The 18,744-nt window shown below is 72.7% G+C and carries 11 protein-coding genes; 4 read left to right on the top strand and 7 right to left on the bottom strand.

From position 1 onward, the window contains the following. The first annotated feature begins 119 nt into the window (after positions 1-119). Positions 120-1,145 (top strand): putative endonuclease domain-containing protein, encoded by a 1,026-nt coding sequence (locus tag JK364_RS09295; RefSeq protein ID WP_201849514.1) that lies wholly within the window; start codon positions 120-122, stop codon positions 1,143-1,145. 30 nt (positions 1,146-1,175) lie between these two features. Here JK364_RS09295 and JK364_RS09290 read toward each other — a convergent pair whose 3' ends face one another. Beyond that, entirely contained in the window at positions 1,176-2,918 is a 1,743-nt protein-coding gene (locus tag JK364_RS09290) for a TIGR03767 family metallophosphoesterase (RefSeq protein ID WP_201849512.1), read from the bottom strand. Between the two features lie 337 nt (positions 2,919-3,255). Between JK364_RS09290 and JK364_RS09285 the strand changes: the two genes are divergently transcribed. Both JK364_RS09285 and pepN read left to right on the top strand, forming a co-directional pair. Continuing rightward, positions 3,256-4,281, top strand: a complete 1,026-nt coding sequence (locus JK364_RS09285; RefSeq protein WP_201849510.1) for an aspartate-semialdehyde dehydrogenase — start codon at positions 3,256-3,258, stop codon at positions 4,279-4,281. 128 nt (positions 4,282-4,409) lie between these two features. Further along, positions 4,410-6,980, top strand: a complete 2,571-nt coding sequence (gene pepN / locus JK364_RS09280; RefSeq protein WP_201849502.1) for an aminopeptidase N — start codon at positions 4,410-4,412, stop codon at positions 6,978-6,980. A 253-nt stretch (positions 6,981-7,233) separates the two neighbouring features. On the opposite strand, the gene JK364_RS09275 is transcribed toward pepN, so the two are convergent. The 6 genes from JK364_RS09275 to JK364_RS09250 all read right to left on the bottom strand — a co-directional run bounded on the left by JK364_RS09275 (position 7,234) and on the right by JK364_RS09250 (position 15,270). Continuing rightward, positions 7,234-9,051 (bottom strand): tetratricopeptide repeat protein, encoded by a 1,818-nt coding sequence (locus JK364_RS09275; protein ID WP_307841201.1) that lies wholly within the window; start codon positions 9,049-9,051, stop codon positions 7,234-7,236. A 51-nt stretch (positions 9,052-9,102) separates the two neighbouring features. Then, complete coding sequence (locus JK364_RS09270) at positions 9,103-10,077, bottom strand: acyl-ACP desaturase (RefSeq protein WP_201849500.1); 975 nt, start codon at positions 10,075-10,077, stop codon at positions 9,103-9,105. A gap of 332 nt (positions 10,078-10,409) precedes the next feature. Next, positions 10,410-10,652, bottom strand: a complete 243-nt coding sequence (locus JK364_RS09265; protein ID WP_014060726.1) for a hypothetical protein — start codon at positions 10,650-10,652, stop codon at positions 10,410-10,412. Positions 10,653-10,746: 94 nt separating this feature from the next. Further along, the gene (locus JK364_RS09260) at positions 10,747-12,501 is read right to left on the bottom strand and encodes an alpha-L-fucosidase (protein ID WP_201849498.1); all 1,755 of its coding nucleotides are present in this window, start codon (positions 12,499-12,501) and stop codon (positions 10,747-10,749) included. A gap of 364 nt (positions 12,502-12,865) precedes the next feature. Next, positions 12,866-14,980, bottom strand: a complete 2,115-nt coding sequence (gene malQ, locus JK364_RS09255) for a 4-alpha-glucanotransferase (RefSeq protein WP_201849496.1) — start codon at positions 14,978-14,980, stop codon at positions 12,866-12,868. After that, entirely contained in the window at positions 14,980-15,270 is a 291-nt protein-coding gene (locus tag JK364_RS09250) for a hypothetical protein (RefSeq protein ID WP_201849494.1), read from the bottom strand. Before JK364_RS09250 ends, malQ begins: the two co-directional genes overlap by 1 nt. Before the next feature lie 413 nt (positions 15,271-15,683). Here JK364_RS09250 and JK364_RS09245 point away from each other — a divergent pair, with 413 nt between their 5' ends. Continuing rightward, on the top strand, positions 15,684-18,671 hold the full coding sequence (locus JK364_RS09245; protein ID WP_201849829.1) for a glycoside hydrolase family 84 protein: 2,988 nt from the start codon (positions 15,684-15,686) through the stop codon (positions 18,669-18,671). Positions 18,672-18,744: the final 73 nt, after the last annotated feature.

Below are 18,744 nucleotides of genomic sequence, written 5' to 3'. Positions count from 1 at the left end.
AGAAGAGGGAGGCTCTTTCGGCATTCGAACTGCCGTACTTTAGTACGGTGTTGTCCGCTTTTGTCGACGACTGTGTAACAGCGGTTAGCCGGTGGAGCGGGCGCGGGAATGGCGGGGGCATGAGCCACAACACGCCGCTGTCCCCCCGCCCCCTCCACCACCTCTCGGACGTCCAGCGCCGCGTCCTGACCACACGTCAGCTGCGCCAGCACGGTGTGACCGCGTCCGTCGCCGCGGAGCGCTGCCGGGCCGGCGGGCCCTGGCAGCAGATCCTGCCGGGCGTCCATCTGCTCCACCCGGGCCCGGCGACCAGCGAGGAGCGGCTGCTGGCCGCGCTGCTGTACACCGCGAGCCGTGGCCAGGGGGCCGACGGGTCGGCGCCGGGCGGTGCGGAACCGTGCGGCGAAGCGATGATCACCGGGCTGGCCGCGCTCGCCCTGCGCCACTTCTCCTCCGCTCCCCCGCTGGCCTCCCTCGACCACGTCGACGTCCTGGTGCCGCGCACCCGGCGGCTGCGCGCCACCGGCTTCGTCCGCTTCGTCCGGGCCGGCACGCTGCCCGCTCCCCAGTACCTCGCGGGGGTGCCCACCGCCCCGGTGGCCCGCGCCCTCGCCGACGCCGTCGCCCGGCTCACCGACGCCGTACTGGTCCGCAGGCTGCTCACCGAGTCCGTGCGCCATGGCCACTGCGAGGCCGCGGCCGTGGTCGCGGAGCTGAGCTCGGCCCGGCTGCTGTCCCGGCCGCATGTCGTGGACGCCGTGGACGCGCTGCTCGCCGAGGGCCGGGCGATCGCCGAGGGGCGGCTGTACGACATGGTGCGCGGCCACCATCTGCCCGAGCCGCTGTGGAACGTGGAGCTGCGGCTGCCCGGCGGGCCCGCCCTCGGCGGGGTGGACGCCTACTGGCGTGAGCAGGCGGTGGCGGTGGAGATCGACGCACGGGCGCCGCGCCAGGACGAGGAGATCTGGCGCGGCGGCTTCGGCCGCAAGCGCGAGCATCTGGAGCGGCTCGGGATCACGGTCGTGCGCGTGACCCCGAAGAAGCTCCGGGAGTCACCGGAGGAGCAGGCCGCGGTGGTCCGTACCGCACTGATCGCGGCGGCCGACCGCGAACCGGCCTCCTATGTGGTGGTCCTGCCGCGCTGAGGCCCCCCGGGGGCTGCGCGGCGGGAGGAGTCAGGGCTTGCGCAGCAGCAGCTCGGTGTTGCGGTCCGTCGCGTCGCCGGCCAGCTTCTGGCTGGCGCCGGGCGCGTTGAAGGACAGCTCGCGGTAGAGGGCCGCGAGCCCGGTCTGGGACAGGTCCGAGAAGTCCGTGCGGTGCGGCGCGGCCGACTCGATGAGCGTGGTGAACAGGGAGATCGTGCCGTCGTGGTTGTCCACGACCTCGAACACCCGGGCCAGCTGGGGGAAGTCCACATGCGAGGCGGTGGTGATCTCCCAGAAGGTGCCGCGCGGGGTGATCTCGTTCTGGTGGCTGTGGCCGTTGATCCAGGCCAGCACCTTGGGGTGGCGCTGGAAGAGGGCGACGACCTCGTCCCCGCCGTGGCGGGCCTCGCCCGAGCGGCCCGGGTCGTGGTTCATGTTGGTGAGGCTGCGGCTGTAGTGGTGGCTGAAGACGATCACGTAGTCGTCCTTGTGGGCCTTCAGCGTCCGCTCCAGCCAGCGCAGTTGGGCGGTGCCGAGCGAACCGGTGTAGTGGCCGCCCGGGTCGGTGGTGTCCAGGCTGATGCCGATCATGTTCTCGGAGATCCGGAACGAGTAGTAGAGCGTGCCCTGCTCGAGGTTGGCCTTGGAGTAGCCGTGGCCGACCGGACCGGAGCCGGTGGCGGCCGGGTCGAGGTGCGCGGCCAGGTACTCGGACTGGGTGAAGGGCGCGCGGCGCTCGTCGGGGGTGACCGTGCGCATGTCCTTGGCGTGCGCGTCCAGCAGCGCCTTCAGGTCCGCACCCTTGGGGTCGGCCCCCTTGCGCGTCCCCTTGTAGATCGTCTCGGCCTCCGCGGCCGGGATGATCTCCAGCTTGCGCTTCCCGGTGGCGAAGTCCGTGTAGTAGTCGTGGCCGAGGGAGTAGACACCGCCCGCCAGATCGTCGTGGTTGCCGATGGTGGAGTACCACGGCAGCCGCAGCCCGGGGCTGTTGACGGTGCGCAGCGCGGCCTCGAGGAAGCCGTCGACGCGCGGGAAGCCGGCCTTCTTGTCGGCGTCGCGCAGCGCCTCCTCGGGGTGCCAGAACTCCTTGAGGCCGCTGTTCTGGACGCCCTCGTAGCGGCGCGGATCGCCGGTGTTGGGGGTGATCCGGCCGCCGTTCATGGCGGTCAGGAACCAGTCCAGCTCGATCTTGGCGTTGTTGTCGGTGTTGTCGCCGGTGGTCATGACGAACGACAGCGGCGCCCCGGTGGCCGGTCCGCCGCGCAGCCCGTTGATCCGCTCGATGAGCGAGGCGACCCCGGCGATGGTCAGCGCCTCGTGCGGCCGCCATGCCCCGGCGCGCCCGGAGCGCAGGAACTCGTAGCGCATCGGGTGCTGGACGTCGGTCAGATGCAGATCCGTGACCTGGACGAACGAGGCGAGCGCGGTGCGCCGGTCCGCGCGGCCGCCCTTGGCGCCGGTGATCTCGGTGCGGACCTCGCGGGCCCAGGCGGGGCCGTCGGCGAGCCGCCGGTAGCCGGTGGCGCCGTGTGCGGCCGAGAACGTCTCCAGCGTCGTACCGGCCGTCGAGGGCGCCGCCGGGGCCTGCACCACCCGGCGGCCCGCGGCGTGCGCGGTGGCGGGCTGCGAGGCACCGGCCGAGCCGCTGCCGGGACCGAAGGCGATTCCCAGGCCGGCCGTGGCACCGGTCGCGGTGGCGGCGGCGAGGAAGGTGCGCCGGTCGAGGGTGGCGACGGCAGCTGCGGCGGACCGTACGGACCGTATGCGGGACATGCGCGATCTCCCCGAGTGGACACGCGGTGGCGGGCGGACAGCGAGGCTGTCCTCACCTGGGATCGTTGGCATCGGGGATGGCCTGGGAGTGAACGAGGCGGCAACGCGGGCCGCCGATCTCCACACGTGGATCTTGGCGGTAGCAAACGGTCATCGCGCCCTTGTGAACAGGAATTCTTCCGCTCACTCGGCGTTCATCAGATCTGGGAACCGCCCCCGCCATATCGCGGAACCGCTCCCACCGTGGGATAAATCACGGGAGGGTAACGGACCCGCCTGAGACACTTGCCAGGAGGGTAGGCGCCTCGAACAGGCACAACCAAGGAAAAGGGCTGATATGAGGATCGGAATCGTCGGAGCGACCGGCCAGGTCGGCGGAGTGATGCGCAGGGTGCTCGCCGAGCGCGACTTCCCGGCCGAGCAGCTGCGGCTGTTCGCCTCCGCCCGCTCGGCCGGTCGTACGCTCCCGTGGCGCGGCACCGAGATCACCGTCGAGGACGCCGCCACGGCCGACTACTCCGGTCTGGACATCGTCCTGTTCTCCGCCGGCGGCGCCACCTCCAAGGCGCTGGCCGAGAAGGTCGCCGCCCAGGGCCCGGTCGTGATCGACAACTCCTCGGCCTGGCGGATGGACCCCGAGGTGCCGCTGGTCGTCGCCGAGGTCAACCCGCACGCCGCGGTGGACCGCCCCAAGGGCATCATCGCCAACCCGAACTGCACCACCATGGCCGCCATGCCGGTGCTGCGCCCGCTGCACACCGAGGCCGGGCTGACCGCCCTGGTGGCCACCACCTACCAGGCCGTCTCCGGCTCCGGTCTTTCCGGCGTGGCCGAGCTCGACGGCCAGATCCGCAAGACCGCCGACCGCGCGGCCGAGCTCACCCACGACGGCGCGGCGGTGGAGTTCCCCGAGCCCGGGGTGTACGCCCGCCCGATCGCGTTCAATGTGCTCCCGATGGCCGGGAAGATCGTCGACGACGGCCGGTTCGAGACCGACGAGGAGCACAAGCTCCGCAACGAGAGCCGCAAGATCCTGGAGATCCCGGAGCTGAAGGTGTCCGGCACCTGTGTCCGGGTCCCGGTCTTCACCGGCCATTCGCTCCAGGTGAACGCCCGCTTCGAGCGTCCGATCAGCGTGGAGCGCGCCTATGAGCTGCTGGGCGCGGCCCCGGGCGTGGCGCTCTCGGAGATCCCGACCCCGCTCCAGGCGGCGGGGCAGGACCCCAGCTATGTGGGCCGGATCCGGGTGGACGAGACGGTCGAGCACGGTCTCGCGCTGTTCCTGTCCAACGACAACCTGCGCAAGGGCGCGGCGCTGAACGCGGTGCAGATCGCCGAGCTGGTGGCGGCCGACCTGACCTGACGCCCGTATCTCGGCCCGGAGGGGGGCGGCCCGGCGGCCGCTCCCCTCTTTTCGTGCGTCCGACGTGCGAGGATGGCCATCCGCCTGACGCATGGCGTACCGCACATGACGAACGGGAGTTAGCCGACGTGCCTGGCACCAACCTCACAAGGGAGGAAGCGCAGCAGCGGGCGCGCCTCCTCACGGTGGACGCGTACGAGATCGAACTGGACCTGAGCGGCGCCCAGGAGGGCGGTACCTACCGCTCCGTGACCACGGTGCGCTTCGACGCCGCCGAGTCGGGCGCGGAGTCGTTCATCGACCTGGTGGCGCCCACAGTGCACGAGGTGGTGCTGAACGGCGACGCGCTCGACCCGAACGAGGTCTTCAAGGACTCGCGGATCGCCCTGCCGGGGCTGCTGGCCGGGCGCAACGAGCTGCGGGTGGTCGCGGACTGCGCGTACACCAACACCGGTGAGGGGCTGCATCGCTTTGTCGACCCGGTCGACCAGCAGGCGTACCTCTACACCCAGTTCGAGGTGCCCGACGCCCGCCGGGTGTTCGCCAACTTCGAGCAGCCCGACCTGAAGGGCACGTTCCAGTTCACCGTGGCGGCGCCCGAGGGCTGGACGGTGATCTCGAACTCGCCGACGCCGGAGCCGAAGGACAACGTCTGGCGGTTCGAGCCGACCCCGCCCATCTCCACGTACATCACCGCGCTGATCGTCGGCCCGTACCACAGCGTGCACAGCTCCTACGAGAAGGACGGCCGCTCGGTGCCGCTGGGCATCTACTGCCGTCCCTCGCTCGCGGAGTACCTCGACTCGGACGCGATCTTCGAGGTGACGCGGCAGGGCTTCGCGTGGTTCGAGGAGAAGTTCGACTACGCGTACCCGTTCGCCAAGTACGACCAGCTGTTCGTGCCCGAGTTCAACGCGGGCGCGATGGAGAACGCGGGCGCGGTGACCATCCGTGACCAGTACGTCTTCCGCTCCAAGGTGACGGACGCGGCGTATGAGACGCGCGCCGAGACCATCCTCCACGAGCTGGCCCATATGTGGTTCGGCGACCTGGTCACCATGGAGTGGTGGAACGACCTGTGGCTGAACGAGTCGTTCGCCACCTACACCTCGATCGCCTGCCAGGCCCACGCGCCGGGCGGCAGGTGGCCGCACTCGTGGACCACCTTCGCCAACTCCATGAAGACATGGGCCTACCGGCAGGACCAGCTGCCGTCCACCCACCCGATCATGGCCGAGATCAACGACCTGGACGACGTCCTGGTCAACTTCGACGGGATCACGTACGCCAAGGGCGCCTCGGTGCTCAAGCAGCTGGTCGCGTACGTCGGGATGGACGAGTTCTTCCGTGGCGTCCAGGCGTACTTCAAGCGCCACGCCTACCAGAACACCCGGCTGTCGGACCTGCTCGGCGCGCTGGAGGAGACCAGCGGGCGCGATCTGAAGACCTGGTCCAAGCAGTGGCTGGAGACGGCGGGCATCAATGTGCTGCGGCCGGAGATCGAGACGGACGCGAGCGGCACGGTGACCTCCTTCGCGGTGCGGCAGGAGGCCCCGGCGCTCCCGCCCGGCGCCAAGGGCGAGCCGACCCTGCGGCCCCATCGCATCGCCATCGGGCTCTACGACCTGAACCCGACCGGCAAGCTGATCCGCTCCGAGCGCATCGAGCTCGACGTGGACGGCGAGCTGACAGCGGTGCCGCAGCTGACCGGTACGAAGCGGTCCGCGGTGATCCTGCTCAACGACGACGACCTCACCTACGCGAAGGTGCGGCTGGACCCGGACTCGCTGGCCGTGGTCACCGAGCACCTGGGCGACTTCGAGGAGTCCCTGCCGCGCGCGCTGTCCTGGGCCTCGGCCTGGGACATGGTCCGCGACGGCGAACTGGCCACCCGCGACTACCTCGCGCTGGTGCTCTCGGGCATCGCCAAGGAGTCGGACATCGGCGTCGTCCAGTCGCTGCACCGCCAGGTGAAGCTGGCCCTGGACCTGTACGCCGCGCCCGACTGGCGCGAGACGGGCCTGGCCCAGTGGACCGAGGCCACGCTCGACCACCTGCGGGCGGCGGCGCCGGGCAGCGACCACCAGCTGGCCTGGGCGCGGGCCTTCACCGCGACCGCCCGCACCGACGCCCAGCTGGACCTGGTCTCCGGACTGCTCGAGAGCACCGAGACGATCGAGGGCCTGGTCATCGACACCGAGCTGCGCTGGGCACTGCTGGAGCGGCTCGCCGCCACGGGCCGGGCCGACGAGGCCGAGATCGCGGCGGAGCTGGAGCGCGACAAGACCTCCGCGGGCGAGCGGCACGCCGCGACGGCGCGGGCGGCGCGGCCGACGCCGCGGGCCAAGGCGGAGGCGTGGGCCTCGGTCGTGGAGAGCGACAAGCTCCCGAACGCGGTGCAGGAGGCGGTGATCGGGGGCTTCATCCAGACCGATCAGCGGGAGCTGCTGGCGCCGTACACGGAGAAGTACTTCGCGGCGGCGAAGGACGTCTGGAACAGCCGCAGCCATGAGATGGCGCAGCAGATCGTGGTGGGCCTGTACCCGGCGCTCCAGGTCTCGCCGGAGACCCTGGACGCCACGGACGCGTGGCTCACGTCCGCCGAGCCGACGGCGGCGCTGAGGCGTCTGGTGACGGAGTCGCGAGCGGGCATCGACCGCGCGCTGCGAGCACAGGCGGCGGACGCGAACGCGGGCTGACGGGGCGCGGCGCGAATGTGGTGGGTTGTGGGCAATCGTTCCTCCCCCAGCTACCGCTGGGAGGTGCCCCCCGGCGGAACGGGTGGGCACAACCCACCCACCGGGGTGCACCCGGGAGCGATGCCTCAGCCAGGGCCTAGCTGGGCCGCACCGGGTCGGCCCGTCCCTGGGCACGGTTTCGTTGCCGGGTACCGGCCGGTGGCCGGTTTGTGCCCACCCGTCCCGCCCTGCGCGACGATTGCCCACAAACGGGCTAGCTGGGGTCTCGTAAGGCTAGGCGGGCCATTTCGCCGTATTGGCGGAGGAGGTCCGGGTATGCCGAGGCGGCGACCCGGAGCCAGCGTTCCGCTTCCTCCGTGCGGCCCAGCCCCCGCAACGCCTCCGCCAGCCAGTACGGCGCCTCCTCATGCTCCCCCGCACACGCCACCCTCAACAACGGCTCCGCCTCCGCACACGCCCCCCGCCGCACCATGCTCCGCCCCGCCAGGAACGCGGGCGGTACAAGACCGGTGCGCGCGGCGCGCATATACCACCGCTCGGCGTGCTGCGGATCCCCGCCGCGCTCCTCCGACGTCCAGCCCAGCCACCACGCGGCGCGCCCATGCCCCAGGTCGGCCGCCCGGCGGAACCAGATCTGGGCGGTACGCCGGTCCCCGGCCTCGTCGTGGATCCGGCCGATGTCATACGCCGCACCGGCGTCGCCCTCCGCCGCCGCGGGCTCGTAGTACGGCACCATCCGCAGCCCCTTGGCGCCGCCCCCTTCGTACAGCATCCGCCCGAGGGCGAGCAGGGCGCGCGGGGTGCCCGCCTTGCGGTACCACTCGGCGGCCTCCGGGAGCCGGTACAGCCGGTCCAGCGCGTCGGCGTAGGCGAACCAGGCGTCCGGGCCGCCGCCCTCGGCGCGGGCCCGCAGTCCGGGCAGCCGCTCCTCCCACTCGGCGGGCGGCATCCGCTCGGGGTCGGCCCGGATCGCGGCGATGTCGCGAAGCGCCGCGACGATCCGCTCCTCGCCCTCACCAAAGCCCTCGCCGAAGTCCTCACCGAAGCCCTCGTCGAACGGGTCCGGGCCATCCTCCCCGTCGACACCGTCGACCCCGTCGACACCGTCGACACCGTCGACCCCGTCGGCCCCCGTGGCCCGCAGCCACCGCTCCGCCTCCTCCAACCGCCGCTGCCGCACGCACAGCACCCCGAGGTTGAAGCAGGCCCACATGTGGCCGCCGTCCGCCGCGTCGGCCGTGCGGTACCACTCCTCGGCGGTGCGCAGCTCGCCGTTCTCCTCGGCCCAGACGCCGAGGACGTACGCGGCACCGTCATAGCCCCGCTCATGGGCGTGTTCGACGAGGTCGCGGGCCTCGGCCCAGCGGCTGTCGTCGCGGGCGATGAAGAGGGCCTGGTCCACCAGCGCCTTGGCGCCGCCGACCGCGGCCGCGCGGGCGTACAGCGCCTCGGCCTCCGCGACCATCCGCGGGTAGCGCTCGAACATCGCCCTGCGCTCCGGGTCGAGCAGCTCGCGCAGCGCCTCGTACGCCCCCTCGGGGTCGCCCTCGGCCTCCGCCCGGGCGAGGGCCGCGCGCCAGCCGTCCAGGTCCCTCAGCATGCTCTGGATGGCCCGGCGGCTGTGGGCAGCGACTTCGTCGCCCTCGGCGGACGCCTCGGCCAGCCGCTCCAGCGCGGTGTCCCATGCGCCGCGGGCGGCCAGCAGCACGGCGCCGTTGGTCTTGCACTCGACGCTGCCGAGCGCGGCCCCGTGCTCGTACCACCGCTCGGCGCCGGCCGTGTCACCGGCCTCGTGCAGCAGCCGGGCCAGACCAAACGCACAGCCGCCGTCGCGATCGGCGGCCGTGCGGTACCACCGCTCGGCCTCGGCGAACTCGCCGCGGTCCTTATGGCAGATCGCGAGGGTGCGCGAGGCTTCCGCGTCCCCGGCGTCGGCGGCCCTGGCCCACCACGGCAGGGCCTCGTCCAAGCGGCCCCGGCCGGTGAGGAGTTCGGCGTAGGCCCGGTACGCGCCCGGCTTCCCGGCCGCCGCCGCGGCCCGCAGCCGGGCCGCTTCGGCTTCCGGATCCACCGCCGCATCTTGCGATGAATGTTCGACCATCACCCGATGGTGCCAGAGTGATCACGCCCGTTCGGCACGGGCCCTGCGACGGGCCAGCAGCGCCTCGCGCTTCTCGTCGAACTTGGCGGCCTGATCGTCCAATCCGCCCATGTAGAGCCCCAGTTCCTCCTGCGCCTTGAGCCCGTCCGGGCCGAGCCCGCCGATCTCCAGGACCTTCAGGAAGCGCAGCACGGGCTGGAGCACGTCGTCGTGGTGGATGCGCAGGTTGTAGATGCCGCCGATGGCGATCTGGGCGGCGGCGCGCTCGAAGCCGGGCATCCCGTGGCCCGGCATGCGGAAGTTGACCACCACGTCGCGGACGGAGCACATGGTCTGGTCGGGGGCCAGCTCGAACGCCTTCCCGAGCAGGTTCCGGTAGAAGATCATGTGCAGGTTCTCATCGGTGGCGATGCGCGCCAGCATCCGGTCGCAGACCGGGTCGCCGGAGTGATGGCCGGTGTTGCGGTGCGAGATGCGGGTGGCCAGCTCCTGGAAGGCCACGTACGCCACGGTGTGCAGCATGCTGTGCTGGTTGTCCGATTCGAAGCCCTCGGACATGTGCGCCATGCGGAACCGCTCCAGCTGCACCGGGTCGACGGCGCGGCTGGTCAGCAGGTAGTCGCGCATCACGATGCCGTGGCGCCCCTCCTCCGCCGTCCAGCGGTGCACCCAGGTGCCCCAGGCGCCGTCCCGGCCGAAGAGGGTCGCGATCTCGTGGTGGTAGCTGGGGAGGTTGTCCTCGGTGAGGAGGTTGACCACAAGCGCTATCCGGCCGACGTCGCTGACCTTGGACTGGTCGGGCGCCCATGCCTCACCGCCCATGATCCCGTCGAAGTTCCGGCCGTCGCTCCACGGGACGTACTCGTGCGGCATCCACTCCTTGGCGACCTGCAGATGCCGGTTGAGCTCGGTCTCGACGACCTCTTCGAGTGCGTACAGGAGCTGGGTGTCGCTCCAGACGGCCTGACCGTGGCTGTGGGTAGGGGCGAGTGTCACGGTGGGGGCTCCAGGGGACGGGGGCGACGGGCTATACCTACGGCCCCGTAGGTTACGACACCGTAGGTTAAAGCGAAAATAAACAGGCCAGGGCCCATGGAGGGCACCCGGTGAACTCGGCGTGACACGCTCCCACTTGGGAATCCGGGGCGGCGGGGCGTGGAGTGGCCGGGCGCGTCCGGGACGCGGCCCGGACGACGACGGGGCACGGCCGGGACATGGCCGGAAAGCGACTCCCCCCGTACACAACAAAAGCGCACACAACAAAAGCGCCCCGGCCGGATTGGCCGGGGCGCTCCGCAGCGGCGTGCGCGCTTCGTCGATCGATCGCGTCAGTCGGTCTGCTTACGGGACTTCCTGTCTCCCGCCATCACCAGACCCGCGATCACCAGGAACAGGATGATCGGAGCAGCGACATAGAGGCCCAGTGTCTCGGCGACACTCAGGCCCGGACCCGGGTCGTCACCGTCGTCGCGGGTGAGCGCGAACGCGGGGGACGACATCAGCAGCATCGCCGTCGTCGCGGCGATGACTGCACCGGCGCGCACGGCGTTCTTTTTGACCTTGTTGCTCACGGACTCAAGTTATCGGACGCCCCCCGGCGCCGCGTGCCCGGGGTGGCCTTAACACGACGCTGAGATGGCCATGACACGGCCCCGGATCACCGGCTCAGCGGCGGCCCGCCTCGCTGAGGTGGACCGTGGGCGGCAGCAGCCGTGGCGCGGCGCGGGAGGCGAGGACGCGTATCCGCAGCCCGTCGGCGGTGACGGGCGCGGCCAACGGGAGGATGCGCCGGGCCCCGACGGTCGTCCCGGAGGCGATGTCCCGCCAGGTCCCCGCCACCCGGGCCTGCACGGTGAACTCCTCCACCCGCTGCCCCTGGCGGATGTCCTCGCCGAGCCGCACCCGGTCGAAGGTCACCGGATGGCCGGGGGCCGGCCGGGAGCCGGTGCCGTATGTCGTCCTTACCGCCTTGCCGAAGGCCGTAAGGGAGGCCATATCGGCGTCGTCGATCCGGCCGTTCTTCGCGGGCCCCACGTTGAGCAGCAGCGAGGCGTTGCGGCCCACGCTGCGCTCGTACAGCGACATCAGCTGGTCGGGGGTCTTGGGCCGCTCCGCGGGGTCATGGAACCAGCCGGGGCGGATCGAGACATCGGCCTCGGCCGGGTACCACTGCAGATAGCGCACGCCCGGCGCGGTCAGCTTCGCACGCGAGCCGATGTCGGCGTCGGTGGAGTCATTGGGCAGCCCGCCGCCGATGACGGTCCACGGGTCGACCGCGGACGGGGTCACCGACCATTCGGTCTCCCGGGCGATGCCGTCCTCGTTGCCCACCCAGCGCACGCCCTGCGCGCCCTGGAAGACCACCGCATTCGGCGAGAGCGCGTGGATCAGCTCGAACCAGTTCCTGACGTTGTAGTGCTGGGTGACACCCGCACCGCCCCAGGGGTTGGCGCCGTCCAGCCAGAACTCGTCGATGGGGCCGTACTGCGTCAGGATCTCGTAGATCTGGTTGAGGTAGTACGCGTCGTAGTCGTCGGCGGCGAAGCGGAAGGTGGGCAGCGCGCCGGAGGCGACCTTGTCCGCCCGGTCGTCGCCGGGGACGAGGGTGGGGATGGTGCGCTCGGTGGGCTTGCTGCCGTTGCCGTAGCGGCCCTGGCCGGCGGGTGCGCGGTCGCCGTCCTCCAGAGCCATCCGCTCGGGCAGCGACAGCTCCTCGCCGTTCTGCTGCTTCTCGCGGATCTTCTCGACCCACTGGGCGTGCCAGGCATGCGGCAGCTCAGCCCCGTCGGCGGGCGAGAGATAGACGCCGACCTTCAGTCCCGCCTTACGGGCGGCCTTGACGTACGCGCCCAGGACATCGCCGTCGGGATTCCGGCCGCCGGGGCCCTTCGTCCACCAGGGGCTGGCCTCGACGTCGTGGCCGGTGTAGCGGCTCGGGTAGAGCACGAAGCCGTCGTGGTGCTTGGCGGTGAGCATGACCTGCCGGGCGCCGGCGGCCTTGTACGCCCGCATCCACTGGTCCATCGCGAGCTCGGGCGGGTCGAAGAGCTTCTCGTCCTCGGCTCCGGAGCCCCACTGGCGGCCGGTCATGGTGTTCATGCCGAAGTGGGTGAAGGCGGTGATCTCGCGCTGCTGCCAGGCCCGCTGCCCGGGGGTGGGGACGGTGTGGGCGGCCTTGTCGACGATGCGGGCGGGGGTGTCGCAGTCCTCGACGACCTGCTGCGGGGCCGGGGTGATGGGCCCCTCGCAGCCGGCCCGCGCGGCAGCCCGCGCGGGGGCCTCCGCCGCGGCCTGCGCGGGGGCGGGAGGGACGGCGGCGGCCGCGAGGGCGGCCAGGGCGAGAGCGCGGAGCGCGAGCAGCGCACGCCGCCGTCCGCGGGTTCTGTGGGTGCCGGGCGTTCCGTCCAGAGGTCGGGCCATGGTCCCCTCCAGGTCTCCGATCGGCATTGATCGGATCTCTATGGCGGTGTCCATGACAGCCTGACAGAGGAGAGCCGCTCTGGGGAGACCGCACACGACAGAGGTCCCACCTATGGCGCGGCGCAGCCACTATGGGGGTCCGGCGGGCTGTTCCCCTCCCGCCCCTCCCCGCGGCATCGATATGCGACCCCGCCGCGTGGCAGGGGCTTCACCCCTGGACCCCAGGCTCTGGGGCGAAGCCCCGCTCTCCAGCCCCTCCGGCGCTTGAGGAGCGGGGTCTGGGGCGGAGCCCCAGTTGAGGGAAGGGGCGGGGAGGGGAACAGCCCGCCGCAGGCGCCACGCCCCGCCCGACACCCCGGAGGGGCTATGCCGCGGGGTCACAAGCCCCCAGCAGGGCCACCTCGCCCATCAGCGCACGCAGCCGGGGCGACGCGACCAGTTCCTCCAGGGACATCGGGCGCCCCTCCGCGTCGGCGATCGGCAGCCGCCAGTTGGGGTACTGATCCCAGGTGCCCGGCAGGTTCTGCGGCCTGCGGTCCCCCACCGCGTCCGGCAGCCAGACGCCCACCATCTTCGCCGGAGTGCGCAGCAGAAAGCGGTGGACCGCCTTGACCGCCGCTTCCTCGTCGCCCGGCCCCTCCGGCAGCAGCCCGAGCCGCCCCAGCAGCCCCAGCCATTCGGCGACCTCGACCGCGTCCGCCGCGCGCTCCTCGGCCAGGGGGCGGCTCAGCAGGCCCAGCCGGTGGCGGAGCTCGACATGGTCGCCGGTGAGCCGGGCGGCCGTGCTCGGCAGATCGTGGGTCGTCACGGTGGCCAGGCAGTCCGCCCGCCACTCCTCCGGCGCCAGCGGCCGCGCGGCGCCCGCCCCGTTGTAGTTCCGCTCGAACCACATCACCGAGGTGCCCAGCACCCCCCGCCGCTCCAGCTCCTCCCGCACACCGGGCTCGACCGTCCCCAGATCCTCCCCTATGACGACCGCCCCGGCCCGGTGCGCCTCCAGGGCGAGCACTCCGAGCATCGCCTCCGCGTCGTAGCGGACGTAACAGCCTTCGGCCGGCTCCCGCCCCTCAGGCACCCACCACAGCCGGAAGAGGCCCATCACATGGTCGATACGGAGCGCTCCCGCGTGCCGTAAGAGGCCGCTCAGCAGATCGCGGTAGGGGGCGTAGCCGGTGGCCGCGAGGGCGTCCGGGCGCCACGGCGGCAGGCCCCAGTCCTGGCCCCGGGAGTTGAAGGCGTCCGGGGGCGCGCCGATCGACATGCCGGAGGCGAAGACGTCCTGGAGCGCCCAGGCGTCGGCGCCCGAGGGATGGACCCCGACCGCCAGATCGTGGACGAGGCCGATGCCCATGCCCGCCTCGCGCGCGGCGCGCTGGGCGGCGGCCAGCTGGGTGTCGGTGAGCCAGGCCAGCCAGCAGTGGAAGTCGGTGCGGTCCAGGTGCTCGGCCCGCGCCCGGGCGGTGCCCGCGGAGCGCGGATCGGCCAGGCCGTCGGGCCAGGCGCGCCATTCGGGGCCGTGGGTCTCGGCGAGCGCGCACCACAGGGCGTGGTCTTCGAGGGCCTGACCGCGCTCGGCGAGGAAGTCGCAGTAGGCGGCGCGGCGGCCGGGGCCGAGCGGGACCGTCCGCACCAGTTCCAACGCCTCCTGTTTGAGGGCCCAGACCGCGTCCCGGTCGATGAGGGCGCCTTCGCGCAGGACGGCCGTACGGAGGGCGGCGGCGGCCTCCAGCAGCTGATCGGCCCGCTCGCGGGCGCGGCCGCGCAGATGGGCGTATTCGGGCACGTCCTCGATCCGCAGATGGACCGGGTCGGGGAAGCGCCGCGAGGAGGGGCGGTAGGGCGAGGGGTCGGTGGGCGCGGCCGGGGTGCCGGGCACGGCGGCGTGCAGCGGGTTGATCTGGACGAAGCCGGCGCCGAGCGCCCGCCCCGACCAGGCGGCCAGGTCGGCCAGGTCGCCGAGGTCGCCCATGCCCCAGGAGCGTGCGGAGAGCAGCGAGTAGAGCTGCACCAGGAAGCCGTGGCTGCGGACCGGGGACAGCGGCATCCGGTCGGGAGCCACGATGAGGGGGGCGGTGGCACGGCGGCCGTCGGGGGCCTCGGCGAGCAGGGTGTGGGCGCCGGGCGGCAGCGCGGCGAGCTCGGTAAGGAGGCCATCGGCCCGTAACGCCCCCGCGGCCGCCCGCCCCCGTGGGTGCGGTGCGCCGTCCTCGGGGCACACCCGCAGCGCCGTGCCCTCGGGCAGGCTCAGTCGGGGCGCCTTGCCGGGGCGCACCACCACACAGGGGGGCAGCAGCCGGTCGCGCCGCCGGCCGTCGTGCCGGTCCAGCGCTTCGCGTACGGATCGGGGGGTCGAGGCGTCCACGCCGAGCGCGGCGAGCACGGCGACGACCGTGTCCTCGGGCACCTGGACGGTGCGGCCCGGGGCGGGGTCGTAGGAGGTGGCGACACCGTGCAGCTCGGCGAGCCGCGCTCTGCCCATCAGTACTCCATCGGCCCGCAGCCCGCGCCCGCGCCGGTAAGGACGGCGGTCGGCTCACTCGTCAGGGGAAGTTCGGCGGCGAGCGGAGGCTCGCTGGTCAGGGGAATGTTGTCGGCGAGCGGAGGCTCGCTGGTGAGGGGCGCCTCGGTGGCGCTTCCGGACCCGAAGCCGTCCAGACCGCACAGTCCGCAGTCGGGGTCGGAGACCCCGTCGAAGGGATCCGGTTCGCTGGACGCCTCGGGGCCGGGTTTGGACAGGGCGGAAAACAGAAGTTGAGCTGACGCGGCCACACGGACCTCCGTGGGGTTGTCGGCAGTGGGTCATCCCCAGGCCTACCCACTCCGGACGGACGCAGACGCAAACGCCCCCCGGACGTGCTGTAGGTCACATCCCCTCTGGACGGCGATTTAACGGCGCGAAGGGATCGAGAGCACAGAGTTTACGAACAGGACCGCCCTTCATCCGTCAGACTTGCGCCGGGCGTGCCGCGCCCGGCGCGGGCCGCCCGAGGCCCGGCGCCAGGCGCCCGAGGCGCGGCGCACGCGGCAATGCCGACACTTCGGTCGTTCGCGTTGACACCCTCACCGGCCTGGTGGTGGGCTCACGCCTATCGGCGCCGTATCTACGGGGACCGGCTATCTGGATCGAGGAGAGGCCCGTGCAGTTCGGGGGGAAGAGGCCGAGGGCAGCGGGCGCGACGGCCATGGCCGCCGCGGTCATCGGGGGGCTGCTCGGCGGTGCCCCGGCGGCCACCGCGGCACCGGTGGACCACGGCGCCCCGGGCGCCGCCACACCGGAGCGCGACAGCAGCGAGGGCATACCGCCCGTATGGCCGCGCCCCCAGTCGCTGCGGGCGCGGGGGTCGGAGGTGGCCCTGGGGGACGAGGCCACGCTCATAGCCGACGGCGATGCCGATCCGTACGCCCTGGACGCGCTGCGCGGCCTGCTGCACGACGCGGGGGTGCGTACCGTCAACGAGGCCACGCCCGGTGGCGAGGCACCGGCGCGCGGGCCGGTGGTGCACGTCGGCGGTAAGGGCGCGACGAACGCGCTGCGCGCCCTGCGCGCACCCGAGCGCGGCGACCTCCCCTCCGGCGGCTATCTCCTGGCCACGGGCCCGGTGGACGGGCACCCCACGGTCGCGCTGTCCGGCGTCGGCCCGGACGGGCTCTTCCACGCCGTCCAGACCCTGCGCCAGCTGCTGGTGAAGCGGGACGGCGGGGGCTCCGCCTTCGCCGGGGTGACCGTCCGCGACTGGCCCGCGACGGCCGTAAGGGGGACGACGGAGGGGTTCTACGGCTCCCCGTGGTCGCACCGCGACCGGCTGGCCCAGCTCGACTTCATGGGCCGCACCAAGCAGAACCGCTATCTCTACGCGCCCGGCGACGACACCTACCGGCAGGCCCGCTGGCGCGACCCCTACCCCGCCGAGCGGCGCGAGGAGTTCCGCGAGCTGGCCACGCGCGCCCGCGCCAACCATGTGACCCTCGGCTGGGCGGTCTCCCCCGGCCAGGAGATGTGCTTCTCGTCCTCGAAGGACCTCAAGGCGCTGCTGCGGAAGGTCGACGCCATGTGGGCGCTCGGGGTGCGCTCCTTCCAGCTGCAGTTCCAGGACGTCAGCTACAGCGAGTGGCACTGCGACGCCGACGCCGATGAATTCGGCTCCGGGCCGGAGGCCGCCGCCACCGCGCAGGCCAAGGTGGCTGATGCCCTCGCCCGCCACCTGGCCGACCGCTACCCCGGCTCGGCCCCGCTGTCCCTGATGCCGACCGAGTACTACCAGGACGGCGACACCGAGTTCCGCCGCGCGCTGGCCGGGGCGCTCGACCAGCGCGTGGAGGTCGCCTGGACCGGCGTCGGGGTGGTGCCCAGGACCATCACCGGCGGTGAGCTGGCCGGCGCCCGGTCGGCGTTCGGCCACCGCCTGGTCACCATGGACAACTACCCGGTCAACGACTGGGCGCAGGACCGGATCTTCCTCGGCCCGTACACCGGCCGCGACCCCGCGGTGGCCACCCAGTCCGCGGCGCTGCTGGCCAACGCCATGGAGCAGCCGACCGCCTCCCGGATCCCGCTGTTCACCGCCGCCGACTTCGCCTGGAACCCGCGCGGCTACCGCCCCCAGGAGTCCTGGCAGGCGGCCATCGACGACCTCGCCGGGCCCGACACCAAGACCCGCGCCGCCCTGCGCGCCCTCGCCGGGAACGACGCCTCCTCGGTGCTCGGCGGCGACGAGTCCGCGTATCTGCGCCCGCTCATCGACGCGTTCTGGACGGCCCTGGGCGGTACGGACGTGGAGCGGCTGGAGCGCTCGGCCGACCGGCTGCGCGAGGCCTTCACAACGATGCGTGACGCCCCCGAGCGACTCTCGCGCACGCTGGGCGACGATGTGCGGCCGTGGCTCGACCAGCTGAGCCGGTACGGCGACGCGGGGGTGCGGGCCGTGGACATGCTCACCGCCCAGGCGCGCGGCGACGGGGCGGCGGCCTGGAAGGCCCAGCTCGCGGTGGAGGCGCTGCGCGAGAGGATCGGGGACAGCCGGGTCACGGTCGGCAAGGGCGTCCTCGACCCCTTCCTCGCCAAGTCCCTGGTCCGGGCGGACGCCTGGTCGGGCGTGGACCGGACCCCGAAGCTGGGGCTGCGGACCGGCAAGGAGGACCGCGCGGCGGCCGACGGTAAGACGGCCACCGAGGTGTCCTCGCCCGGCCGCCCGGTCACCGTGCGCTTCGGCCGCAGCCGTCCGCTCGCCTCCGTCTCCGCGCTCACCGCACGGGTCCAGGACGCCGCGCCGGGCACCGTCGAGGCGCATGTCCCCGGTGCGGGCTGGCGCCGCATCGGCACCCTCTCCGGCAGCGGCTTCACCCAGGTCAGGGCGGCGGAGGGGGACAAGGACCTGTCGGCGGACGCGATCCGGCTCAGCTGGCCGGAGGGCACCACCCCGCCGGCCGTGCACGAGATCACGCCCTGGTTCGGCGACACCCCGGACGCCGGGCTCACGCTGTCCCACAAGTCGGCGGACGCGCAGATAGGCGGCGACGCGGCCGTGGTCGAGGCCCAGCTGGTCTCCCACCGCCCCGGCGATGTGAACGGCGACCTTACGGTGAAGGCGCCGCGCGGCATCACGGTCCGGGCCCCCGACGGGGTGACGGCCCCGCGCGGCGGTACGGCGACCGCCCGGCTGGAGATATCGGTGGCCAAGGGCACCAAGCCGGGCAGCTATTCCCTCCCGGTCCGCTTCGGGTCCGAGGAGCGCATGCTGACCTTAAGGGCGCATCCGCACACCGGCGGCCCGGACCAGGCCCGTGCGGAGGGTACGAAGGCGACCTCGTCCGGCGATGAGACCGCCGATTTCCCGGCGTCCGCCGCGATCGACGGCAAGGCGGACACCCGCTGGTCCTCCCGGGCCGAGGACGGCGCCTGGCTCCAGCTGGAGCTGGCCCACCCGGCCCGGATCGGCCGCCTGGAGCTGAACTGGCAGGACGCGTACGCCTCCCGCTACCGCGTCCAGGTCTCCAAGGACGGCCGCACCTGGCGCGACGCGGCGACCGTGGCCCATGGGAAGGGCGGCCGGGAGTCGATCGGCATGGACGCCCCGGACACCCGGTTCATCCGCGTCCAGGGCGTCGAGCGCGCCACCCGCTTCGGCTACTCCCTGTGGTCGGTCGCCGCCTACGCGGTGCGGAAGGACTAGGGGCGCAGAAGAATTGGGTCCTGTCCGGCGGATCTTCACGGGTCCGTGAAGATCCGCCGGACAGGACCCAGGG

It is taken from the genome of Streptomyces endocoffeicus (assembly GCF_016741935.1).
GTDB classification, from domain to species: domain Bacteria; phylum Actinomycetota; class Actinomycetes; order Streptomycetales; family Streptomycetaceae; genus Streptomyces; species Streptomyces endocoffeicus.
The sequence above is the reverse complement of the archived record's forward strand: the minus strand, read 5'-3'. Positions and strand labels throughout refer to the sequence as shown.